The organism is Bradyrhizobium xenonodulans, assembly GCF_027594865.1.
Taxonomy (GTDB): Bacteria; Pseudomonadota; Alphaproteobacteria; order Rhizobiales; family Xanthobacteraceae; genus Bradyrhizobium; species Bradyrhizobium xenonodulans.
This window is the reverse complement of the sequence record NZ_CP089391.1, coordinates 7,131,731-7,152,295: the sequence shown is the minus strand read 5'-3', so window position 1 is coordinate 7,152,295 and position 20,565 is coordinate 7,131,731. Positions and strand designations below refer to the sequence as shown.

General features: G+C 57.9%; 15 protein-coding genes and 2 pseudogenes. 14 read left to right on the top strand and 3 right to left on the bottom strand.

The window, feature by feature from the left end; all coding sequences use genetic code 11:
- Positions 1-7: 7 nt before the first annotated feature.
- The 12 genes and pseudogenes from I3J27_RS33850 (at position 8) to I3J27_RS33795 (ending at position 13,858) form a co-directional block, all read left to right on the top strand.
- Entirely contained in the window at positions 8-1,066 is a 1,059-nt protein-coding gene (locus tag I3J27_RS33850; protein ID WP_270163192.1) for an ABC transporter substrate-binding protein, read from the top strand.
- A 78-nt stretch (positions 1,067-1,144) separates the two neighbouring features.
- A complete protein-coding gene (locus tag I3J27_RS33845; protein ID WP_270163191.1) occupies positions 1,145-2,395 on the top strand; it encodes an ABC transporter permease in 1,251 nt (416 codons plus the stop codon).
- Between the two features lie 5 nt (positions 2,396-2,400).
- Positions 2,401-3,231, top strand: a complete 831-nt coding sequence (locus I3J27_RS33840) for an ABC transporter permease (protein ID WP_270163190.1) — start codon at positions 2,401-2,403, stop codon at positions 3,229-3,231.
- Between the two features lie 556 nt (positions 3,232-3,787).
- Entirely contained in the window at positions 3,788-4,990 is a 1,203-nt protein-coding gene (gene pimC, locus I3J27_RS33835; protein ID WP_270163189.1) for a pimeloyl-CoA dehydrogenase large subunit, read from the top strand.
- Positions 4,991-5,065: 75 nt separating this feature from the next.
- Complete coding sequence (locus I3J27_RS33830) at positions 5,066-6,253, top strand: acyl-CoA dehydrogenase family protein (RefSeq protein ID WP_270163188.1); 1,188 nt, start codon at positions 5,066-5,068, stop codon at positions 6,251-6,253.
- Complete coding sequence (locus tag I3J27_RS33825) at positions 6,246-8,324, top strand: 3-hydroxyacyl-CoA dehydrogenase NAD-binding domain-containing protein (protein ID WP_270163187.1); 2,079 nt, start codon at positions 6,246-6,248, stop codon at positions 8,322-8,324. The genes I3J27_RS33830 and I3J27_RS33825 overlap by 8 nt, the downstream gene beginning before the upstream one ends.
- 69 nt (positions 8,325-8,393) lie before the next feature.
- Positions 8,394-9,548: a thiolase family protein gene (locus I3J27_RS33820; protein ID WP_270163186.1), complete on the top strand. Its 1,155-nt coding sequence runs from the start codon at positions 8,394-8,396 to the stop codon at positions 9,546-9,548.
- A gap of 4 nt (positions 9,549-9,552) precedes the next feature.
- Positions 9,553-9,933, top strand: coding sequence for a Zn-ribbon domain-containing OB-fold protein (locus I3J27_RS33815; protein ID WP_270163185.1), 381 nt, complete (start codon positions 9,553-9,555; stop codon positions 9,931-9,933).
- Between the two features lie 254 nt (positions 9,934-10,187).
- The gene (locus I3J27_RS33810) at positions 10,188-10,379 is read left to right on the top strand and encodes a hypothetical protein (protein ID WP_270163184.1); all 192 of its coding nucleotides are present in this window, start codon (positions 10,188-10,190) and stop codon (positions 10,377-10,379) included.
- 285 nt (positions 10,380-10,664) lie between these two features.
- A pseudogene (locus I3J27_RS33805) lies at positions 10,665-11,743 on the top strand (ISAs1 family transposase).
- A 47-nt stretch (positions 11,744-11,790) separates the two neighbouring features.
- Positions 11,791-12,375, top strand: a complete 585-nt coding sequence (locus I3J27_RS33800; RefSeq protein ID WP_270163183.1) for an MBL fold metallo-hydrolase — start codon at positions 11,791-11,793, stop codon at positions 12,373-12,375.
- Positions 12,376-12,781: 406 nt separating this feature from the next.
- Positions 12,782-13,858 carry a D-alanine--D-alanine ligase gene (locus tag I3J27_RS33795; protein ID WP_270163182.1) on the top strand — a complete coding sequence of 359 codons (1,077 nt, stop codon included), beginning with the start codon at positions 12,782-12,784 and terminating at the stop codon, positions 13,856-13,858.
- Positions 13,859-13,942: 84 nt separating this feature from the next.
- On the opposite strand, the pseudogene I3J27_RS33790 reads toward I3J27_RS33795, so the two are convergent.
- A pseudogene (locus I3J27_RS33790) lies at positions 13,943-14,101 on the bottom strand (IS630 family transposase); the annotation flags it as partial.
- Positions 14,102-15,260: 1,159 nt separating this feature from the next.
- Between I3J27_RS33790 and I3J27_RS33785 the strand changes: the two are divergent.
- Positions 15,261-15,518, top strand: a complete 258-nt coding sequence (locus tag I3J27_RS33785) for a hypothetical protein (RefSeq protein WP_270163181.1) — start codon at positions 15,261-15,263, stop codon at positions 15,516-15,518.
- 152 nt (positions 15,519-15,670) lie between these two features.
- Here the strand turns inward: I3J27_RS33785 and I3J27_RS33780 are convergent, their stop codons facing one another.
- Positions 15,671-16,861, bottom strand: a complete 1,191-nt coding sequence (locus I3J27_RS33780) for a pyridoxal phosphate-dependent aminotransferase (protein ID WP_270163180.1) — start codon at positions 16,859-16,861, stop codon at positions 15,671-15,673.
- A gap of 248 nt (positions 16,862-17,109) precedes the next feature.
- A complete protein-coding gene (locus tag I3J27_RS33775; protein ID WP_270163179.1) occupies positions 17,110-18,213 on the bottom strand; it encodes an Ldh family oxidoreductase in 1,104 nt (367 codons plus the stop codon).
- A gap of 1,424 nt (positions 18,214-19,637) precedes the next feature.
- Between I3J27_RS33775 and I3J27_RS33770 the strand changes: the two genes are divergently transcribed.
- Positions 19,638-19,970: an ABC transporter permease family protein gene (locus I3J27_RS33770; RefSeq protein ID WP_270163178.1), complete on the top strand. Its 333-nt coding sequence runs from the start codon at positions 19,638-19,640 to the stop codon at positions 19,968-19,970.
- The last annotated feature ends 595 nt before the right edge of the window (positions 19,971-20,565 follow it).

The window sequence follows — 20,565 nt, the reverse complement described above, 5'->3', positions numbered from 1 at the left end:
GTAGACGATGAGAACGTCACTGATGATCGCGAGCAGCGTGGCCGTCATCGGCCTGACGGCGGGCGTGTTCGCAGCAACAACGCCGGCCCTTGCAGACGACCAGCTCACGGTCACCGCTGGGGGCGGGTCCTTCCAGCAGGTCCTGCGCAAACTTATCTTCGACCCATTCTCGAAAACGAGCGGGATCAAGATCACGGAAGCCGAGTACGACTACAGCAACGCCAAGATTCGCGCCATGGTCGAAACCAAGACCGTGAGCTGGGACGTGGTCTACGCTGGCGACTCAGGCACCCGGCAAATGTGCGCGGAGGGTCTAATCGAGACCATCGACTGGAAGAAGCTCGGCCTTGACCGGACCAAGTTCGAGGGGGCCGAATACAGCGACTGCGGGGTGCCGGCCGGCATCGCCGCCTCCGTCGTTACCTATGACAAAGAGAAGCTTCCGAATGGCCCAAAAACGATCGCCGATTTTTTCGATCTGAAGAAATTCCCCGGCAAGAGGGGACTACCTAAGACACCTCAGGTTACTGTCGAATGGGCATTGATCGCCGACGGCGTGCCTATCAGGGACGTCTACAAGGTGCTCAATACGCCAGAGGGAATTGATCGCGCTTTCAAAAAGCTCGACACGATCAAGAAGGACATCGTCTGGTGGACGTCCGGCGCTCAGCCTATACAGCTTCTCGCCGATGGCCAGGTGGTCATGACCGATGCTTGGAACACCCGAATCTATGATGCGGTCAAGAACTCCGGCAAGCATTTTGAAATGGTGTGGGACGGCGCGGTAACGAATGGGAACGCTTGGGTGATTCCCAAAGGCACGCCGCGATTGGACAACGCTTATAAATTTGTGGCTTTAGCTGGTTCGTCGCAGACGCAAGCTGACCTAGCTACCTATACCAGCCAAGGACCGGGCAACAGGGAAGCCCTCGCACTCATCGATCCGGCCGTTCGTCCCAACATTCCGAATAATCATTCGGGTAGTGCTCTGCCGAGCGACTTAAGCTTTTGGAGTGAGAAGGGTGATGAGTTGCGCCAGCGGTTTAACGCCTGGCTCGCGAAGTAAATTCAAGAAAATAAACACTGCCGCGAGAAGCGTTTCCCTCTCCTCGCGGCATCACGCGCACAAGTCAAGGAATAGCCAATGTCGACAACGGCCATCCAAATTGGCAGTACCTTCGAAGGCATGCCTCTGCGTCTCAAGCTCAAACGGATCGAGCGACGGCAGAAGTTCAAGGCTCTCATTCTCGTCCTTCCGCTGCTGCTGTTCATACTGGTCGCCTTCGTTCTTCCGATTGGGCGGATGCTCTTCAACGCCATCCACGACGATACACTCTTGACTCTGGCGCCCCACACAATGACGGCGCTAAGAGGTTGGGATGGCAAGGACCTGCCGGGCGAGGCCGTGTATGCCGCCCTGGCGGGGGACCTCAAAAAATCTTGGGCCCAGAAGACGGCGGCCTCTATCGGCAAGCGCATAAACTATGAATTGCCCGGATCTCTTAGCGAGGTGATATCGAGCGCGCGCAAAGCGAGCGTGCTTCCCGCCGGGCCCTACAAAGAGGCACTGATCAAAATCAGTCCGCTCTGGGGCCGGCACGACGTTTGGAGCCTCCTAAAGCGTGGAACGTCGGCCTATACGGGCTATTACCTCCTGCGTTCTGTCGATTACGAGTATGGCCCGGACAGCCAGATTGTCGCCTCACCGCCGGAAAACAGAATCTTTCGGGACGTTTTCTTGCGCACGCTTGGCATCAGCATCGGCGTAACCGCCATAACGCTGCTGCTCGGTTTTCCTGTGGCTTATCTTCTGGCGACATTGCCACGAAAGTCCAGCAATCTTCTGATGATCTTGGTCGTGCTGCCGTTCTGGACATCAGTGCTGATACGGACCACCGCCTGGGTCGTGCTGCTGCAACAGCACGGCGTCGTCAATGACACGTTGATGGCGCTGCATGTCATCTCGCAACCGGCCGAACTCATCTACAATAGGATAGGGACTATCGTGGCAATGACTCATATTCAGCTGCCCATAACTCTCTTGCCGATCTACAGCGTTATGCGAACGATCTCACCAAGCTATGTACGCGCCGCTCGCTCGCTCGGCGCTGGACCGTTCTACGCTTTTTGGAAGGTCTACTGGCCGCTAACCCTGCCGGGCATCGCCGCCGGCTGCCTCATGACCTTCATTCTGTGCCTCGGTTACTACATAACCCCGGCGCTAGTCGGGGGCCCGGCTGACCAAATGATCAGCTCCTTTGTAGCCCACTACACGAATGAGGAACTTAATTGGGGCATGGCCTCGGCGCTTGGCGCCATCCTGCTCACTGTGACCTTGCTACTCTACTATTCTTTCAGCAAGCTGGTCGGCGTAGACCGGGTCAAGATGGGATGAGAACAATGGCCGCCTCCGTCTATACCTCACCATTAGAAAAGGGCTGGTACTACCTGCACCGACTGCTCTGCGGGGCAGTGCTGCTGTTTCTAATCGCGCCGATCCTCGTGGTCGTCCCACTCTCATTCAATTCCGTTCCCTTCTTCACCTATCCAATGGCAGGGTTGTCCCTGCGATGGTATGAGGAGTTCTTCCTGACCGACCGGTGGCAGGGCGCACTTCACAACTCGATTTTTGTCGCCGTCTGCGTCACCGTTCTATCGACGGTGCTGGGTACGCTAGCCGCGCTCGGGCTCAGCCGGCCGAGCTTCCCCTGGCGCACGGCGGTGATGAGTGTGCTGATCTCGCCCATTATAGTCCCGGTTGTGATTACCGCGGTCGGCGTGTATTTTTTCTATGCCGATGTCGGATTGCTCAACACTTTTGCCGCGCTGATCCTTGCCCACACCACGCTGGCTACGCCCTTCGTCATCATCACCGTGACAGCAACGCTAGCGGGCTTCGACCACTCTCTGACCCGCGCAGCCGCAGGGCTCGGTGCGCCGCCGGTGACCGCGTTCTTCAAAGTTACACTGCCTCTCATACTTCCAGGCATGATCTCTGGAGCGCTCTTCGCCTTTCTCACCTCCTTCGACGAGGTGGTGGTCGCTCTTTTCGTCGCCAGTCCTGAACAGCGCACCTTGCCGAGGGTCATGTTTTCCGGCATCCGCGAGGAGATCAGTCCGACCATCATTGCTGCCGCCACGGTACTGATCCTGTTCTCTATCGCCGTGCTGATTACTGTCGAGTTGTTGCGGCGGCGCTCTGAGCGTCTGCGCGGGATTCGCGACCTCTGAGCACAAAGGATCAGATCAGTATCACTAAAGCCGGATGCGATGGCGCATAGATCCGGCAATGCTTCCGCAACATTCCGAATTCGCCCGATCATATGGCGCGTGAGACCAACCGCTTTTGGATTGAAGAAGGCCATGGGCTGGATGACCGGTTGTCCTTCTCAGCACGCCTCGCGTTTTCTCCCGTTGGCAGCAGGTTCACCGCTGTTGTTGTTTGCGTGGTGATGATGAGCCGAAGACGACCCCTTGGTTGGTTCGGGCTCAGTCTGCGGTTGGGTGTCGGCTCGAGGTCACTCAAACGCTCCTTTTGCAGAATTTCTCCGATGGCAGGCGGCCTTTTGCAGCCTTTGTGCATCGGTCCGGTTTACCTCTCCTTTCGCATCACGAACTGTCGAGTTGGCAGCAGAAACTTCGTTGGGTGGATACCGGACCCCGAAACGAGTAGGGAGCTGCACGCCGCTCTCATCGATCGCTATGTCTATGGCCGCTCATCCTTTAGCGCTCAAGTAAATACCCCGGAACTACGGCTTAAGCAGAATACTCACTCAGGACACATCGAATGGATATCGCGTTCACGAAGGAAGAGCGGGCGTTCCGCGACGAAGTGCGTCAATTTCTGCGCGACAGCGTCCCCCCCGAGACGCGCCGCAAAGTTATCGAGGGCCGTGGTCTGTCCAGAGACGAGATGGTCACTTGGACCCGTATTCTGCACAAGAAGGGTTGGGCCGTGCCTGACTGGCCTAGAGAATATGGCGGAACCGGCTGGACGCCGGCCCAGCTGTATATCTTCGGTGAAGAGTTGCAAATGTATCCAGTGAAGGGGTTGCCCGAGTTCGGTACGTCCTTGGTGGGTCCCGTGATCCATAGCTTCGGCACAGAGTCGCAAAAGAAGTATTACCTACCGCGTATTGCAAGAGGAGACGATTGGTGGTGCCAGGGCTTCTCAGAGCCTGGTGCGGGGTCTGACCTAGCCTCGCTCAAGACGCGGGCTGTGCGGGATGGCGATCACTACATCGTTAACGGCCAGAAGATATGGACGTCTCTCGCCCAGCATGCCGACTGGATTTTCTGCCTGGTCAGGACCAATCCGGATGTCAAGAAACAGTTGGGTATCTCCTTCCTGCTGATCGACATGAAGTCGCCCGGAATTACCGTGCGCCCAATCCAGTTGATCGATGGCAGCTACGAAGTGAACGAAGTCTTTTTCGACAACGTGCGCGTCCCCGCCGAGAACCTCGTTGGCGAGGAAAACAAGGGCTGGGACTACGCCAAGTTCCTTCTCGGCAATGAACGTTTCAACATCGCCACCATCGGTTCTTCCAAAGAGCGTGTCCGGCGCATCAAGACGCTTGCCGCGCTGTGCCGTGTCGGAGACGAGCGGTTGATTGACCAGATCGCCTTCCGGGAAAAGGTCGCGGCCCTTGAGGTTCGCCTAAAGGCATTGGAGATGACGCAGCTTCGGGCGGTCGCTAACGCATCCAAACGTCAGAGTGTCACCCAAGACCCTGCGAGCGCTATCCTGAAAATTAAGGCCTCGGAGGTCCAGCAGACGACAGCGGAGCTTCTGATGGACGTCGTCGGCCCCTATGCACAGCCCTACTTGTCGGATGAGGATATCCAAACCCATAACGGCCCGTCGATTGGTCCGGATTGGGCCGCACTTATCGCGCCCGCCTATTTCAATGTCCGAAAGGTCTCAATTTACGGCGGCTCTGACGAAATCCAAAAGAACATCATCGCCAAGGCGATTCTCAACCTCTGATGTGACGAGGGCGCGCAACCCTGTTCGCAGGGGCTTAAGGGGACTGTCACCGCCCCGATTCAGGAGACTTTACCAGTGGACTTTGATCTTTCCGAGGAGCAGCGGCTTCTCAAGAACAGCGTTGAGCGCCTGATGCTCGAAGGTTACACTTTCGAACATCGGCGTAAGTACCAGACCGAGAAGGCAGGCTTTAGCGAGACCATGTGGACGCGCTATGCCGAACTTGGACTTCTCGCGCTGCCATTTTCTGAGGCGGATGGCGGCTTCGGCGGCGGCGCGGTCGAGATGATGATCGTAATGGAGGGCTTGGGCCAGGCGCTGATCCTCGAGCCCTACTTTGCAACGATAGTGCTTGCTGGAGGCATCCTGCGCCACGGCGCAAGCGCAGCGCAGAAAGCTAAACTCATTCCGGCAGTTGCGGACGGGCGGACGAAGCTTGCCTTTGCATACGCTGAGCCACATTCGCGCTACGATCTATTTCACGTAGAGACGCATGCGAAGGAAGACGGCGACGGGTGGTTGCTGAGCGGAGCCAAAGGCCTCGTCCTCCATGGTGATAAGGCCGACAAGATCATTGTGTCGGCGAGAACCGCTGGAGAGCCGCGGGAAAAGGACGGAATCGGCCTTTTCCTCGTCGACGGCGAGGCGCCGGGCCTCATACGCCGCGGTTATCGAACCCAGGACGGTCTGCACGCGGCCGAAGTCACTCTTGAGAATGTGCGCGTTGAGGCCGCCGATGTGATTGGAGATCCCGCGGGCGCATTTCCCGTCATTCTGCGGGTTGCGGACGAGGCGGTCGCGGCTCTTTGCGCCGAAGCCGTCGGCTGCTTTGCAAAGATGCAATCGATCACGCTCGACTATCTGAAGACGCGCCAGCAATTTGGCAAGACCATTGGCTCGTTCCAAGTGCTTCAGCACCGGGCCGTCGATATGTTCGTCGAACTGGAACAGTCGCGCTCCATGGCGATGTACGCCACGATGATGGTAGCCGAAGATGATGCGACGGAGCGCGCTCGATCGGTCTCGGCGGCGAAAGTCCAAATCGGCCAGTCAGCGAAAGCGATCGGCCAGCAGTCGATTCAGTTGCATGGCGGCGTCGGCATGACAATGGAATACAGCGTTGGCCACTATTTCAAGCGTGTCACGATGATCGGCACGTTGTTTGGAAATGTCGACCATCACCTCCGACGGCTCGCATCGCTCGGAGGAGTGATTAGTGGCCAAGATAATGGAACACAAAGCGAGGTGGTGTCGCATGGCTGAGGTTGTGAAACTCGAACGTCATGATGTCGTCGCCACCATCACGGTCGACTATCCTCCCGTGAATGCGCTGAGTGCTGCGGTCCGCGGCGGTATCTTGAGATGCATGAACGTAGCGATCGCCGATCCGGAGGTGAAGGCGATCGTTCTGACCTGCGCCGGCCGCACATTCATCGCGGGAGCGGATATCACCGAATTTGGCAAGCCGCCACAGCCACCGACATGGGACGAGTTCATGGCGGTCATTGAGGACTCACCGAAGCCCGTTGTCGCTGCCATCCACGGCAATGCCCTCGGGGGAGGGTTGGAAGTCGCGTTGGCTTGCCACTTCCGCGTCGCGACCAAGAACGCCAAACTCGGTTTACCCGAGGTCAAGCTGGGCCTTCTGCCTGGCGGTGGCGGAACGCAACGTCTCCCTCGCGCCGTTGGGCCAGAGCTTGCGGTAAAGATGATCGTGGGGGGTGATCCGATCACTGCGCGAGATGCACTGAAAAGTGGCTTGATCGCGGACATCGTGGAAAGTGCGCCGGCTGGCGGGCAAGTCTTCGCCCGCAAGGTTCTGACCGAGCGGCTGCCAGTAGGCAAACTCCGCGACGACGATTCAAAGCTCGCCGCGGTAAAGGCCGACCGCTCGATTTTCACCAATGCAGTTGCCTCAATGACGAGGCGGGCGCGCGGGCTGGAAGCGCCGTTCGCGGCGGCCGAGGCCGTTGGCGCCGCGATCGACCTACCGTTCGAAGACGGGCTCAAAAAAGAACTCGAAGGCTTCAACAAGCTGCTCGGAAGCGATCAGTCCAGGGCGCAACGCTACGCGTTCTTCGCCGAGCGCGCTGCCAACAAACTTGAAGGGCTTCCCGAAGGGACGGGGCCACGACAGATTGAACGTGTGGCGGTCGTCGGGGCTGGCACCATGGGAGGCGGCATCGCGATGTCCTTCGCAAATGCCGGCGTTCCTGTGACCCTGATTGAGAGCACGGAAGAACAACTCAAGCGTGGCTTGAGCACGATTCGGAGGACGTGGGAAACGTCGGCCGCGCGTGGCAGCATCCCCGCGGACGCTCCCGCCAAACGCATGGCCCTGATCAACGCGGCGGTAGGCCTCAGCAATGTGAAGGATGCAGACCTTGTCATCGAAGCGGTCTTCGAGACGATGGCCGTCAAGAAAGAGGTGTTCGCCCAACTCGACAAATGCGCCAAAAAGGGCGCGGTCCTCGCCTCTAACACCAGCTACCTGGACATCGACGAGATCGCATCGGTCACCAACCGGCCGCAGGACGTACTTGGCATGCACTTCTTCTCGCCTGCCAATGTGATGAAGTTGTGCGAGATCGTGCGCGGACCACGAACCGCACCGGACGCGATGATGACCGCGGTTTCGATTGCCCGCCAGATCGGCAAGGCGCCGGTCGTCGTCGGCCTTTGCCATGGGTTCGTCGCCAATCGCATGTACGATCCCGCTTTCAAGCAGGCAGATGGACTATTGTTCGAGGGTGCGTTGCCGGATCAGATCGATGCGGTTCTGACCAAATTCGGCATGCCGATGGGGCCGTTCGTGATGGGCGATATGGCCGGCTTGGATATTGGCTGGCTTTCGCGCAAAGATCGGGGCGTCAAATCCGAGATCTCCGATGCCCTCTGCGAGGCAGGCCGCTTTGGGCTGAAGGCCGGCAAGGGCTGGTACAAGTATGAGGCCGGCTCTCGCGCGCCAATTCCGGACCCGGACGTCGAGAGACTGATCGACGAGACGCTCGCCCGCCTCAGTCGCAAGCGCCGAGCCATCAGCGACGAAGAAATCCTCGAGCGCATGCTGTACTCGATCGTCAATGAGGGCGCGCGCATCCTTGAAGAAGGGATTGCAGCCAGGCCGAGCGACATCGACGTGGTGTGGCTCTACGGCTTTGGCTGGCCGGTTTATCGGGGCGGCCCAATGTATTGGGCCGACCAAGTCGGTCTGAAGCATATCGCCGACCGCCTCGTGTTCCATGCAAAGCAGACCAACGATCCCTCACTTGAACCGGCATCGCTCCTCAAGCGGTTGGTCGTGGAAGGCAAACTCTTCGCCTCGCTCGCGTAGCGACGCGCGAGCGACGAGGATGCGATATCGACAACGTGGCCAGTCACTAAACCAAGGAATAGCAACGCGATGATTCGCGATGAACAAGCCTATATCGTCGGTGCGTATGAACATCCTACGCGTAAAGCGCCCGACAAGTCAGTCGTGCAGCTTCACGCCGAATGTGCCGCTGGCGCACTGGCCGACGCTGGGTTGACCAAAGACGACGTCGACGGCTACTTTTCGGCCGGCGATGAACCCGGATTCCGCCCCGTCTCAATGGTCGACTATTTAAATCTCAAGGTGCGCCATTGTGACTTCACCGATATTGGTGGTTCCGCACCTTTGCAGCACATTTCTCACGCGGCCCAAGCTATTGCGGCTGGCAAATGCAAAGTGGCCCTGGTCACGTTGGCCGGACGGCCTCGAAGCGCACCGATCAATTTCCACCCGGACGTCACTCAGCCGGATTTGTTGTGGGAACGCCCACTTCGGCAAAGCCTGCTGGATATCTACGCCCTCTGTGCGCGCCGTCACATGCATGAGTACGGAACCACCAGCGAGCAGTTGGCGTGGATCAAAGTCGCCGCTTCTCACCATGCGCAGCACAATCCGCATGCTATGCTCCGCAAAGTGGTCACCACTCAAGATGTGCTAGCGTCTCCAATGGTGTCTGACCCTCTGCACCGACTTGACTGTTGTGTCATTTCGGATGGCGGCGGAGCCGTTGTGGTGACACGCCCAGAGATCGCCAAGAGCCTCAATCGACCGCGGGTCAAGGTGATCGGGGCGGGCGAGGGCATTCAGGGACAGTCGGCCGGTGGGGTCGAACTTACTGCTTCGGCGGCCAGGCAGTCAGGTGCCATTGCATTTGCTGAGGCCGGTGTGAACCCGGACGACATCCGCTACGCTTCGATTTACGACAGCTTCACCATCACCGTCCTGATCGCCTTGGAGGATCTGGGCTTCTGCGAAAAGGGACAGGGCGGGCGGTTTGTTGCTGATGGAAACCTGATATCGGGCGTCGGTCGGTTGCCCTTCAACACAGATGGTGGCGGTCTGTGCAGCAACCATCCCGCGATGCGGGGCGGAATCACGAAGGTGATCGAGGCCGTCCGCCAGTTGCGAGGGGAGGCCCATCCGGCCGTTCAGGTCAAGGATTGTGCGCTGGCGCTTGCGCATGGAACGGGCTGGTTGATGGGCACTCGCCACAGCAGTGCCACCCTCATCATGGAACGGGAGTAGTCCAATGAACGGCACAGACTTCATCGCACACAGTCCAGAGACAAAACCGTTCTGGGATGCAGCTGCTCGTGGACGTTTCGTACTGCCGCGATGCCGGCAATGCGACAGAACCCATTGGTATCCACGAGGAATCTGCCCGCACTGTCTGTCGAAGGCACTCGATTGGCAGGAGTCTCCAGGCGAAGGCGAAATTCACTCGTTCTCTGTAAACCGCATGGGGGACCAGCCCTATGTGCTAGCCTATGTAGCGCTCACCAAGGGGCCGATCATGCTGACTAATATAGTAGATGCTGATCCGGACACATTGTCGATCGGCGCGAAAGTCAAGGTAGTATTCAAGCCCTCCCCTGAGCAAGCCCCGGTGCCGCTCTTCGTTTTGCGCTAACTCAGATGAGTTCGCAGTCGTTTGGCCATACGACTCATTACCTTGCCCCCGCCGATCGCAGGCTCGCGGAGGCAAGGACAGCGGTCACCGACACCTGGGGCGACGGCAGCCGGCTCAGGCGTTGCGTACCCTATGGCTTTGCAGTTCACGCAATTGCCGCGGTGAATCCTGACATCAACGGCGCCGCGGATGTACCGCCCTAAGCTGGCGACAGCCTCTCAACAAATCGGCGGATATGTTTTGCGAAGTATTGAGTGCCAACGACGCCACACGAGCTTGGCATTCAGAAAGAAATCAAGATTACCTCAATCCAGCGCTCCGCAAACCTCTGGGAATTTCAGGACGCTTGTAATGTTTATGTTTTGAAAAGCGGCACCGAATGCTTGCTGATCGATTCAGGATCCGGCGCGATAATGCAGCATCTCGCTGCTCTCGGGATCGAATGAGTAGACTGGATTCAACATATTCATCACCATCGCGATCCGCCTATCATTCAGAAGGCGGGCGCGAAAATTGCTGAGCCGGAATACGAGCGCTATCTATTCGACAACGCAGAAGCATGCTGGCAAGCGCGCCGCATCTATGACAACTACAATGGCACCAGCACGTTCTTCTCGTTAGGTGACGACCTCCCCGTCGATGTAGGGGAATCGCATATGGCGCTGGAGGGTGTTGCAAAGGGGTTGGAACTGGATTCTTAGGGTGTCTCTCGCTTCTCGAGGGAGCCCTGAATGCGCAAGCTCAAGCGCCTGTTTCGACCGCTCAAGGATCCGCGCGCCAGCAACACCCGACACAATCTGGTGGACGTCCTTGTCATTGCATTGGCGGCCACGTTGGCTGGCGCTAAAACCTGCACCGAGTTCGAGTTCTTTGGCCAAGGTCGCGAAGAGCTGTTGCGGCGATTTCTGGAGCTCAGGCACGGCATTCCGAGCCACGATACGTTCAGCAACGTCTTCCGTGCGCTGGACCCGAAGGGTCTGGAAGCGGTTTTGCGCAAGTTCAGCAAGAGCTTCGGCATCAAGGGGGTGATCAGCATCGACGGCAAGGCTCTGCGCGGAGCCTTCACGCGCGGCCGGCAGGCCACGCCGCGGCATATGGTCAATGTTTGGGCGGCCGGCACTCGCATGGCGTTGGCTCAGCGGAGGCCCCCAACCGCAAGGAGGTTGCCGGGGCTCTCGAAGTCCTCGCGCTGCTCGATCTGGACGGGGCTCTTGTCACCGCCGACGCCTTGCATTGCCGGCCCGTCACCGCGCAGGCCATCCGCGATCGGAAGGGGCACTACGTGTTGGCCATCAAGAGCAACCGTGGCCGGCTCAAGGCCGCCAGGACGCTGGTCGACACAGCCCGAAAGCCCGCACGAGCGAGTCAACGAAAGGCCGCCGCCCACGGTCGCGCCGAGCGCCGGCAGGCCATCGTCGCGCCGGCGCCACAGCTGGCGAAGCAATACGACTTCCCCGCGATCGCCGCCGTCGGTCGCATCGACAGTTGGCGCGCCAACTCTGGCAAGGCCGCCAAGCATACGGTCCGATACTTCCTGGACTCGCGCCTGCTGTCGCCCAAAAAGCTGCTCGAGGTCGTGCGTGCCCACTGGAGCATCGAGAACAACCTGCACTGGGTCCTCGACGTTCTGTTCGATGAGGATGCCTGCCGCAGCCGCAAGGATCACGCTGCGGAAAATCTCGCCCTCATCCGCAAGCTCGCCATCAATACGCTGCAGGCAACGCCCGGTCCTGCGCGCATCAGCCATAAAATGCTCCAAGCCAGATGGAATAATGACTTCCTTCTCTCCACCCTCGCCCATATGCGATAGCCCTACCCGTCGATGCAGTCCTCGAAGACTACGGCACGTTTGTCTGGATGCAGTACAAGTTTCGCGTCCTTCCCGCCAAAGGTCACACCCATGGCATGGTCAGCTTGATCACAGAAGTGGATGGCAAGAAAGTGGCCTTTACAGGCGATGTGATGACCCGCGGCGGGAAGCTCTATCAGCTTCATGCCATGGAATATGCTTACGGTGATCTTCTCGGCGTTGAATTCACAATGCAGTCGATCCTTTCCTTAAAGAAGGAGTCCGTCGAGGCGGCCTATCCGTCGCATGGGGTGCCAATCACTGAAGTGAAGGCGGATATTGAAAAACTTGAATCGAGGCTTGAGAAACTCGCCAGTATAGGCGGGCTCTTCACGTCTAGCCGAGGTATGCCTTTCAAGGACATCCAGACCATTCGCGAGAGTCGTCTGGAGCAGATTTCAGAACATCTGCTATGGGCGGGACCCTACACGTGCTCCAATTTCTATATTGTTCTGAGCGGAAGTAGCCAGGCGATGCTGATCGGTTACGGCTTGGCCTCCGCGGGACGTCTTCACTGGACGGTCGACCGCGATGGCCTGCAGCCGCTGCGGTTCATTGAGCATCATCTCGACCAGTTGCGCGACGACCATTGAGTGCGGCAAATCGAACTCGCGGTTCCAACGCACATCCACGACGACCACGTCTGCGGAATACCGTTTCTCCAAAAACGATTCGGTACGCGGTGCTGGGCTCTTGATTGTGTCGCTGAGGTGATTGCGAACCCCGCAGCATGGACTAGTACGCCGTGCTTTGGTGCATACAGTCAGTTGAACCGTTCTAAACGTATTCGTTGGTGCTGAATGGAGAAGTCTGCGTAACCAAGCCAAATGTCCGCCCGAGACACCAGCGCATTGATCCTGCTTATTGTCGCTAAAATCGCGCGGTGTAACCCCTGTTTCTTAGTAGTTGCCGATCATCGTTGCCGAGGGTCTATTAGCGCTATGGCCTATTCACCCTCGGCGCGTTGATAGGCCCGTTCGACCACATAGGAACCTGGCCATGAACATGATAAACGTGGCACTATTGTTTGGGGGCGGATCTCTGGGGCACGATTTTTCAGTGCGTGTCGCTCGATCTGTCTACGAAACTTTAGACAAGAAACGTTACAACCCAATACTGGTCGGTGTCGCACGGGATGGCAAGTGGTGGCTACAGGAAAATACGAAGGAATGTCCCTTACACGTAGAATCTTCAGGTGCTCAATTTGCATTTCTCCCGGGAGGAGGCGGTAAAGCGATTGTCCACCTGTCGAACTCGAATGATAGAATATGTCACGTTGATGTAGCGTTTCCAATCCCACCCTATGCCTGCTCGAGCCTGCTGGAAACACTACAGGTCCCCTTTGTAGGATCGCGGGGACCTGCGCCCGCGATATGCAATGATAAGCAGATCACCAAACGAATATTGCGCGACGCAGGCCTTCCCGTCGCACGGTCTTTAACTGTGACAGGTCGGGAAGAGGTGAAGTTTCAGATTGCCCAAGAGGCGCTCTGCAGCCGCTCACTGTTTGTAAAGCCGGCAAGCCTTTACAATTCCATCGGCGTCAGCAAGGTAGCTTGCGAATCAGATTTTCAGGCTGCTGTCGATCTCGCGTTTAGTTATGACGGAAAAGTCTTAATTGAGGAGTACGTGCAGGCGCGCGAACTCGAGTGTGCGGTGCTAGCGGACGTCCAGCGACCAAGCAAATTATTTTGTTCATGGCCAAGCGAGATCATTGCTGTTGAGCACCTCTTCTTTACGGCTCAGGCTAAACTTGATGAGAGGGGAGTAGTGCTCAAAACAAAGGCAGAGCTTGAGGAAGCTGAGGCTGATCGAGTGCGAGCGTTATCTTGCGAAGCCTTTAGAGCGATCGGCTGTGAGGCGTTAGCACGGGTGGATTTTTTTATGCGGCCCAATGGAGAACTACTGATTAATGAGGTGGGTAATGCTCCTGATCTTGGTCCTTCCAGCTTGTTCTCGAGGATGATGGAGGCATCCGGTATGCCATACAATGACTTGGTACATAGGCTAGTGGAAGACGCGCTTAAGCGCTCTGAGCGTTTAAGCGAGCGAGGACAATCCTGTGACCTGAGGTAGATGGCCATGGGCTCAGGCTATTCGGCGATCTCTGCTGCAACCGCGCTGGCAAATAGGCAATGCGCGAACTAGAGCATGTACCGATCAGTTTGGCTCGTAACCTGCGACCTTAAAGTAGTTGACTCGTTCGCTCGGGGTAAAGAGATCGGTGAGGCGTCCGATCGCTGTTCATGGCTGTCGATAGAGCCGCGCGGCTGCTTTGCGCAGGAGCGCTTTTAGTTTTGCGAAGGCGTTTTCGATGGGATAGCCCGGGTCGTTTGAGAGTTTGCGTGAGTCGGGCGTGCGGATCGACATCGTGATCTTCGCGGCAGAAGCGAGGCGATGGTCGCCGGGGCTGGCTGCCGCCATGGTGCCCGCAAACGAGCATTTCTTCTAATGGTTTGCGGCTGGATTGCCCAATCGATGATGATGGAGTTGATCTCGATAGGTCGTCGCTGAGAAAGCGATTGAGGCCGATGCGTCTGGCATAGCGGATCACCTCGGCGAGTTTGGATTTTCCAAATAGGCGCGACAGATCCTTGTCCTAGAGATCGAAGCTCGATCGCGCAGATGGATCAGCCGTACCCGGATCGGCGCAATTTTCGGTCAGCGGAACCTTCTTTCCTCAGTCGTCTCTACAAACAGGCATATTCAACTGCCGTCCCGCCTTAATCCGATCCGCTCTTTTCGAATAGAATACGTACAAGGCGTGCCGTGGAATGGGTCGGCCGCACCATCTCGCGCCAGCGCTATCAAGCCGGTCGCTCCCTTGCGGAAGTCGACCGGAGTGTTGGCCGCGTAAACATGAATGCCTGCCGGGATCATGTATCGAACGCCGGATTACGGCAGCAAGCCGTTCAGGCTCCACGTCGCCGCCGACACGCGCCAGAACGTCGCCGAACACGATTTCCATCATGTCGCTCGTCACCGCATCAGACCGTGCGAACTTGACCGCTTGGGTTCGCGTCCAGAAACCGATGCGACTAGCCCTGACGCCAGCACCTTGCGTCGCCACGCAAACGACTGCGATGGATCAAGCCCGTGAGACAGCGCGATCACCGAGAGGTTCGCCCCCGGCAAAAAGGTCCGCGGACGATCCGTTCATTCGCTTGCCGCTACCAAGACCGATAGCTTCGCCCTAGACTGACCGCAAGTTGCTCGGATGTGACCGTCTTAACTTCGAAATCTTGGTGTCTGAAGCATGTTCGCTCACATGAGTTCCTGCCAAAGAAATCATCAGGAGTTTCTCTGACAATCGAACATCATCCGCTACGCAGGGGCATCTATCTTTCAAATTACCCACATTTGACGTCGGATTTGAACGACGCGCCGGGTCGAGACGACGCGCGGGCGTGTAACAGCGACGGAGGGACCCGATCGTTGTCCTCAATGACACGACGGAAGCGCGAAAAGCCGCATTTGATTGGCTTTTGCGGGCAAGACGGCAGTACGCACGCAGTGCGGCATCCTGATGTATTCGAGCCTCGCCGTGACGACCGAGGCGTTTCCGCTCGGATTGGCGGCAATCAAGTTCTGGAGCGCAAAAAGGTTCAAGGGGATGACGGCGCTGAAGCGAAAGATCAACCTGACATGGGCTTCTCATAGAGCAGAAGGAGAGTATCCGCTGACCGGAGAATTTACGGCATCTCGTTGCCCCAAGATGATGCATTCATATCGTTGATCGCAAGAGCAACATCAATGAGCCGTTTGGCCTGGCAAGAAGGTTGCAACGCATTTCTGGTGCGAAAAGCATTTCCTGGTGCAAACCTGTATTGGGAGCCGCGCGGAACGGCAATCACACACGCTTACGAGGAGGCTGAGGAGTGCTTTCCTTCAGGTGACCGCCTTATGCTGGCATATTCGCTCGGCGTAGCGCGATAGGCGCAGGGCCGCCTCGTCGATCTCTGCGTCGGCGACGCCGAGATTGATGCGCAAGCAGCCAGTCGCGCTGTGGCCAAAGTCATCCGCGGGTAAGATCGCCACTCCCTCTTCGAGTACTAGGCCGCTGGCGAAGTCATAGGCTGATAGACCGGTGGCGCGCACATCCAGCATCACAAACATGCCGCCTTCCGGCCGGTGGCAGCACAGAAGGGGAGCGGATTTCATCCGATCGCATAGCCGATCGCGGCGGCGACGATAGGCCGCTTGTAATTCGGGGACGCCGTGCGGAAACCGTTCCAGCGCTGCGATTGCTGCGTCCTGCAGAAAGGTCGGAACGCCGTAGGTCGAGCAGAAGGCTATTTGATTGGCATGATTTGCAAATTCCTGCGGACCGATCATCCAACCGAGCCGCCAGCCGGGCATCGCATGAGATTTGGAAAGACTGCCGATGGTGATTGTACGCTCCGCCATGCCAGGCAGGATAGAGGGCGAGAAATGTCGGCCCTCGTAGACAAACTCGCCGTAAACCTCGTCCGAAACGAGCCAGAGATCGCGATTGTGGCACAAGGCCGCTATGGCGGACAGTTCCTCTCGCGTATACACCGCGCCAGTCGGGTTATTGGGTGTCGCCAAAAAGATCGCGCGGGTGCGCGGGCCGACAGCCGCTTCCAAATCGTCGACCAGTGGGTGGAAGCGGTTTCCTGCTGGCGAGTGGATAGCGATGATCTCACCGCCAGCCACGGCGATGGTGTCGGGGTAGGTGACATACATGGGTTCTGGCACCAACACCTCGTCCCCCGGCTCCACAAGGCAGAGGGCCGCACTGAGCAGCGCGTTTTGTGCGCCGACCGTAATAACTACCTGGTCAGCATCTAGCATCTGGCCAGTCTTGTGGGCATGACACCGCGCGATCACTTCACGGAGGGGGCGGCTGTCCGCACTGGTGCTGTAATGGGTCCGTCCCGCTGCGAGGCTTTTATGCACAGCAGCGACAGCCGGCTCGGGACTGGCAAAATCCGTATTGCCAACCGTCAGCAGAATCGCTCGCTCGCCACGGGCGCGTTTTTCGAGAGCGATGAAATGTATGTCCCAGGCTTTCGACGCCTTACTGGTCATCTGGCGGATTCGGGAGGCGTAACGCATGGCGAAATTCCTGCGGCTTCACGCTCGCTGATTCGTATTCGACGATCGACGGTCATCACTTCCGCACAGGTCGGGCATTGGCACCTAGTACCGCAGAAGGAATGTCAACTTTGGCGCTTCGCGGCTACGAAACCGCTGATCCTTCAGCAGTCGAATATGCCGCGTGCGGACGTCGCCACGATCCGGCTAAGTAACTGGAATTCTGCGTCTGCAGAGTGCGACCATCGACGTTTGCAGTGTCATGCTGTTCAAGCGAGATCAAGTGCGCCGGCAAGCCCATAATCACGCGCAAGCGCGCGCAGTTTCTCCCAGGTAGCTTCCTCAATTTCGATACCGTTTGCCGTACGTTCCTGCTCGCGCAAATGCCCGATTTCACCAGGGTAGAATACGCCGGATGAACCTTCGGACGACGGTGTCGATTTCAGGTAAAACGCAAACTCGGCGACATCTTTTTTGAATTTCTCAAGTGGGCGGAACGCAGCCACATTGAATGCGGCCATGAAGCAACTGTTGTTGTGCGGGCTGTCGGGCTCGGCTCCGAAGCCAGGGCCGGTCAGCAGCCTGCACATCACTTCCACCATCGCGGCGAGCCCACTCCCTTTGTACCCCTCGCTGCCGCCGAGCGGCAGAAGCGTTCCACCTTTGCGGTAATCGCGGGGATCTGTGGTGGGCCGTCCCTCGGCATCGATGATCCATCCCTTGGGAATTTCCTCCCCGCGCGCGATCGCCAGTTCGATCTTGCCGAGGGCGGCTGCGGAGGTCGCCATGTCGAGTAGGAATGGGGCCTCGAGATCGGAGGGCACCGCGATCGAAATTGGGTTGGTACCGAGCCGCGCTTCGCGTCCGCCGAAGGGCGCGACAAACTTGGGCGAAGGGCCAGAATTAGCGGCCGCGAGGCCGATCATACCCGCGCTTGCTGCCATCAAGGGATATGCGGCTAGCCGCCCGACATGGCTTTGCTGGAACACGGCGCATGCCGCGACATTCGCGGTCTTTGCCTTTTCTATCGTAAGCGCCATCGCTTTGGCGTTAACGTGAAAGCCGAAGCCCCAATGCCCGTCGATGACGGCAGTGGTGGAGGATTCCTTTACGATGGTCCACTCCGCGCCCGGCACGATATTCCCCCTCTTGATCCAGTCGATATAGGTCGGAATGGCGATGACTCCATGGGAGTCGTGGCCGGTTAGGTTGGCGCTGACGCAGCCGGCGGCGACCGATTGCGCCTCCTCCTGCGAGGCGCCCGCAGCTTGCAGTAGCGCCGCACAGATGCGGGTGAGACGATCGGCCATTACGACTGAAAAGCGACGTTCCTTATCCAGCCTGTCGCGCGCTGGGTTCTCGATTGCATTCATAGACGACCTCCTCAGTTTAGGCCAACCTCCGAGAAACGTGGCTGGTGCGATACTCAATGCAAGTTGCTTGCCGCGGACGTGCATCACGCTCCTCAACTGGAGTTAACTGCTCACCAAACACGCGAGCGCGAAATTCTGACAAGGCCGGCTTGATGCCGACCTGCGCTGCAGCGTCAAGACGCGCGATCCGACTACGAAAACCAGACCACTCTCTGCGAAATCTGTAGATGTTGAGGGCCGCGTAGCGCCGGCAACTTTCGCTCCTGCACCGGGTAATCTGCTTCAATGCCTCGCTTACCGACGTTTGTGGCCTGATCTAGCGTTACCTCTCCGCGGCGACCAGTACGATTATGCTGGGCCCGTTCAAGGGCATGACTCTTGGAGGTCGGTTTATCCTCTTTTCCTCATCTTTAGGGAAACGAGACGGCGTCCACGTGGTAGGGCGTGTCGCCGCGACGCCTTAGGTGTGTCTTTTGAAGATCCACTTCAATGTATTGCTGCGAGAATCAGCCGGGCGAGGGTCATCGGAAAGTATTCGAACGATCCGCGCAGTTTCGCGATGAGTCACTCACGCCAGCAATCCTGTGCCGCACTAGCGGTACCGAGTGGCCGTCTTGCTTAGCGACAAAAATTAGCGCACACGTTCCACCTAACGGCATCGCCGCTTTTGTCGGCTTTTCAACATCAAGGTATTCAATCGAACATGGATGGCGTCATGGGACACTGTCGGTCGCCTCTCGTGTCGTGCTTGAGAATTGCCAATGGAGGTATCCTAGCCCCCTCGACAAGATGCGCCTGCATCGTGTCACGCGGGGCTCGCCGCTCCTGAGACGTCTCCAAATATCTGCATCGCGAGCCCACCCGGCGCTACCAAAGGACCGCAATATGGACTCACCTTTCGCTCCGCCCGGAGTCTGGCTGCTTGGCGCACGCTCGTGGCCTCCATCGCCAAGCAATAACTCAGTGGCGCGAGCGGCGTTGATGCTCACCTGCGCAGACGGAAATGTCTGACGGGTACCTCCGACGATCTCGTGTCTCTGCTTCTAGGCACCGCTCTCTCGCATGGTTCTCGCTTGAGACAAATCGCGTGCCAGGTATCACTATGTTCTTGGCTGAGAACGCTGTCGACATAAGCCTCCGAGTTTCTCCAGTTTGGCGCAGAAATGCTGCTCATCGAGGCATCACTTTGATGAAATTTCGAGTAAAGATCTTCGGGAGAGACAAGTGTATCCATGGATCGCAGAATCGTGTTGCGCCGATCCGCGTGGAATGGGAAGACGGCGGAGTCGTGATAGGCGGGGAGTCATACGCCGATCCCTCGCGTTTTATCCCGATGCTGATCTTTACCTCTCTTATTGTTTTCATCGCGATTCGTCTGATACCCGGCGACATCATTGACCTGATGCTCTCGCAGAACGACGAGAGTGCGGGCCAAGCAGACCCGAGAGCAACTGGAAGCGGCACTTGGATTCGATGCGCCGACGTCCAGTATTTCAAATGGATCTGCGTGCTCCGATTCCAAGGGAAGTTTCAGCAATTCGCTATGGACCAACACGCCGGTGATAGGCGAAATCCCGTACCGCTTGACGATTACGGTCGAGTTGGGCCTGCTTGCCCTCTCTGTATCGCTCGTCGTCGGTATACCGGTTGGCGTTTATGCTGCCGTGAAACACGATACCATCGGCGAGTACATTCTTCGCAAGTTCTCGCTTCTCGAGCTCGCAATTCCGAGCTCTTGCCAATCCGTTCCCATCTGATGCCTAACCAAATGCCGGCAGGAGGCGAGCACCGCAGACAAAGGCACGCCCGAAGTTGTTGCGAATATTGACCGTGTAGGTGACCTCGCTGTTGCCAAGGACTTCTGAACGAAATGGGAGCATTCGGGCCCAGAAGGGTCAAGAACCGCAGCGGCTGCATGCCATCGCGGTCGACCGTCCGGTCAAGATGCCCCCGGAGGGCGAGCCATAGTCGATCAGCATCGCGCGTGGCCACTTACACACAAAACAATATAGAACTTGGAGCAAGTGTAAGCTGCATGATGTCGCGGGCGATCAATGCTTCGCAAATGCTTTTAGCCGATTTGATCAGATCGGCTGTCCGAGACCTGACGCTGCGCTCCTGCCTCGTTGACGACAGACCAGGATCCTCTCCTTGGGTCGCGGCAATTGCTGTGCGCTGCGAAGCTGTAGCGGGACGCAAGCCTCAGGCGGCTGCCGTCGCTGCACCGATCGGCCCCCCTGTCTTTGGCTCCGCAGCTCTGCGGAGGCGACGTGATGAGGCTTGCGGCCAAGCGGCTCCACTCCAACCGCATCAACGTAAAAGAAGATTCATGCCGATCGGCAGTGTGGCCGG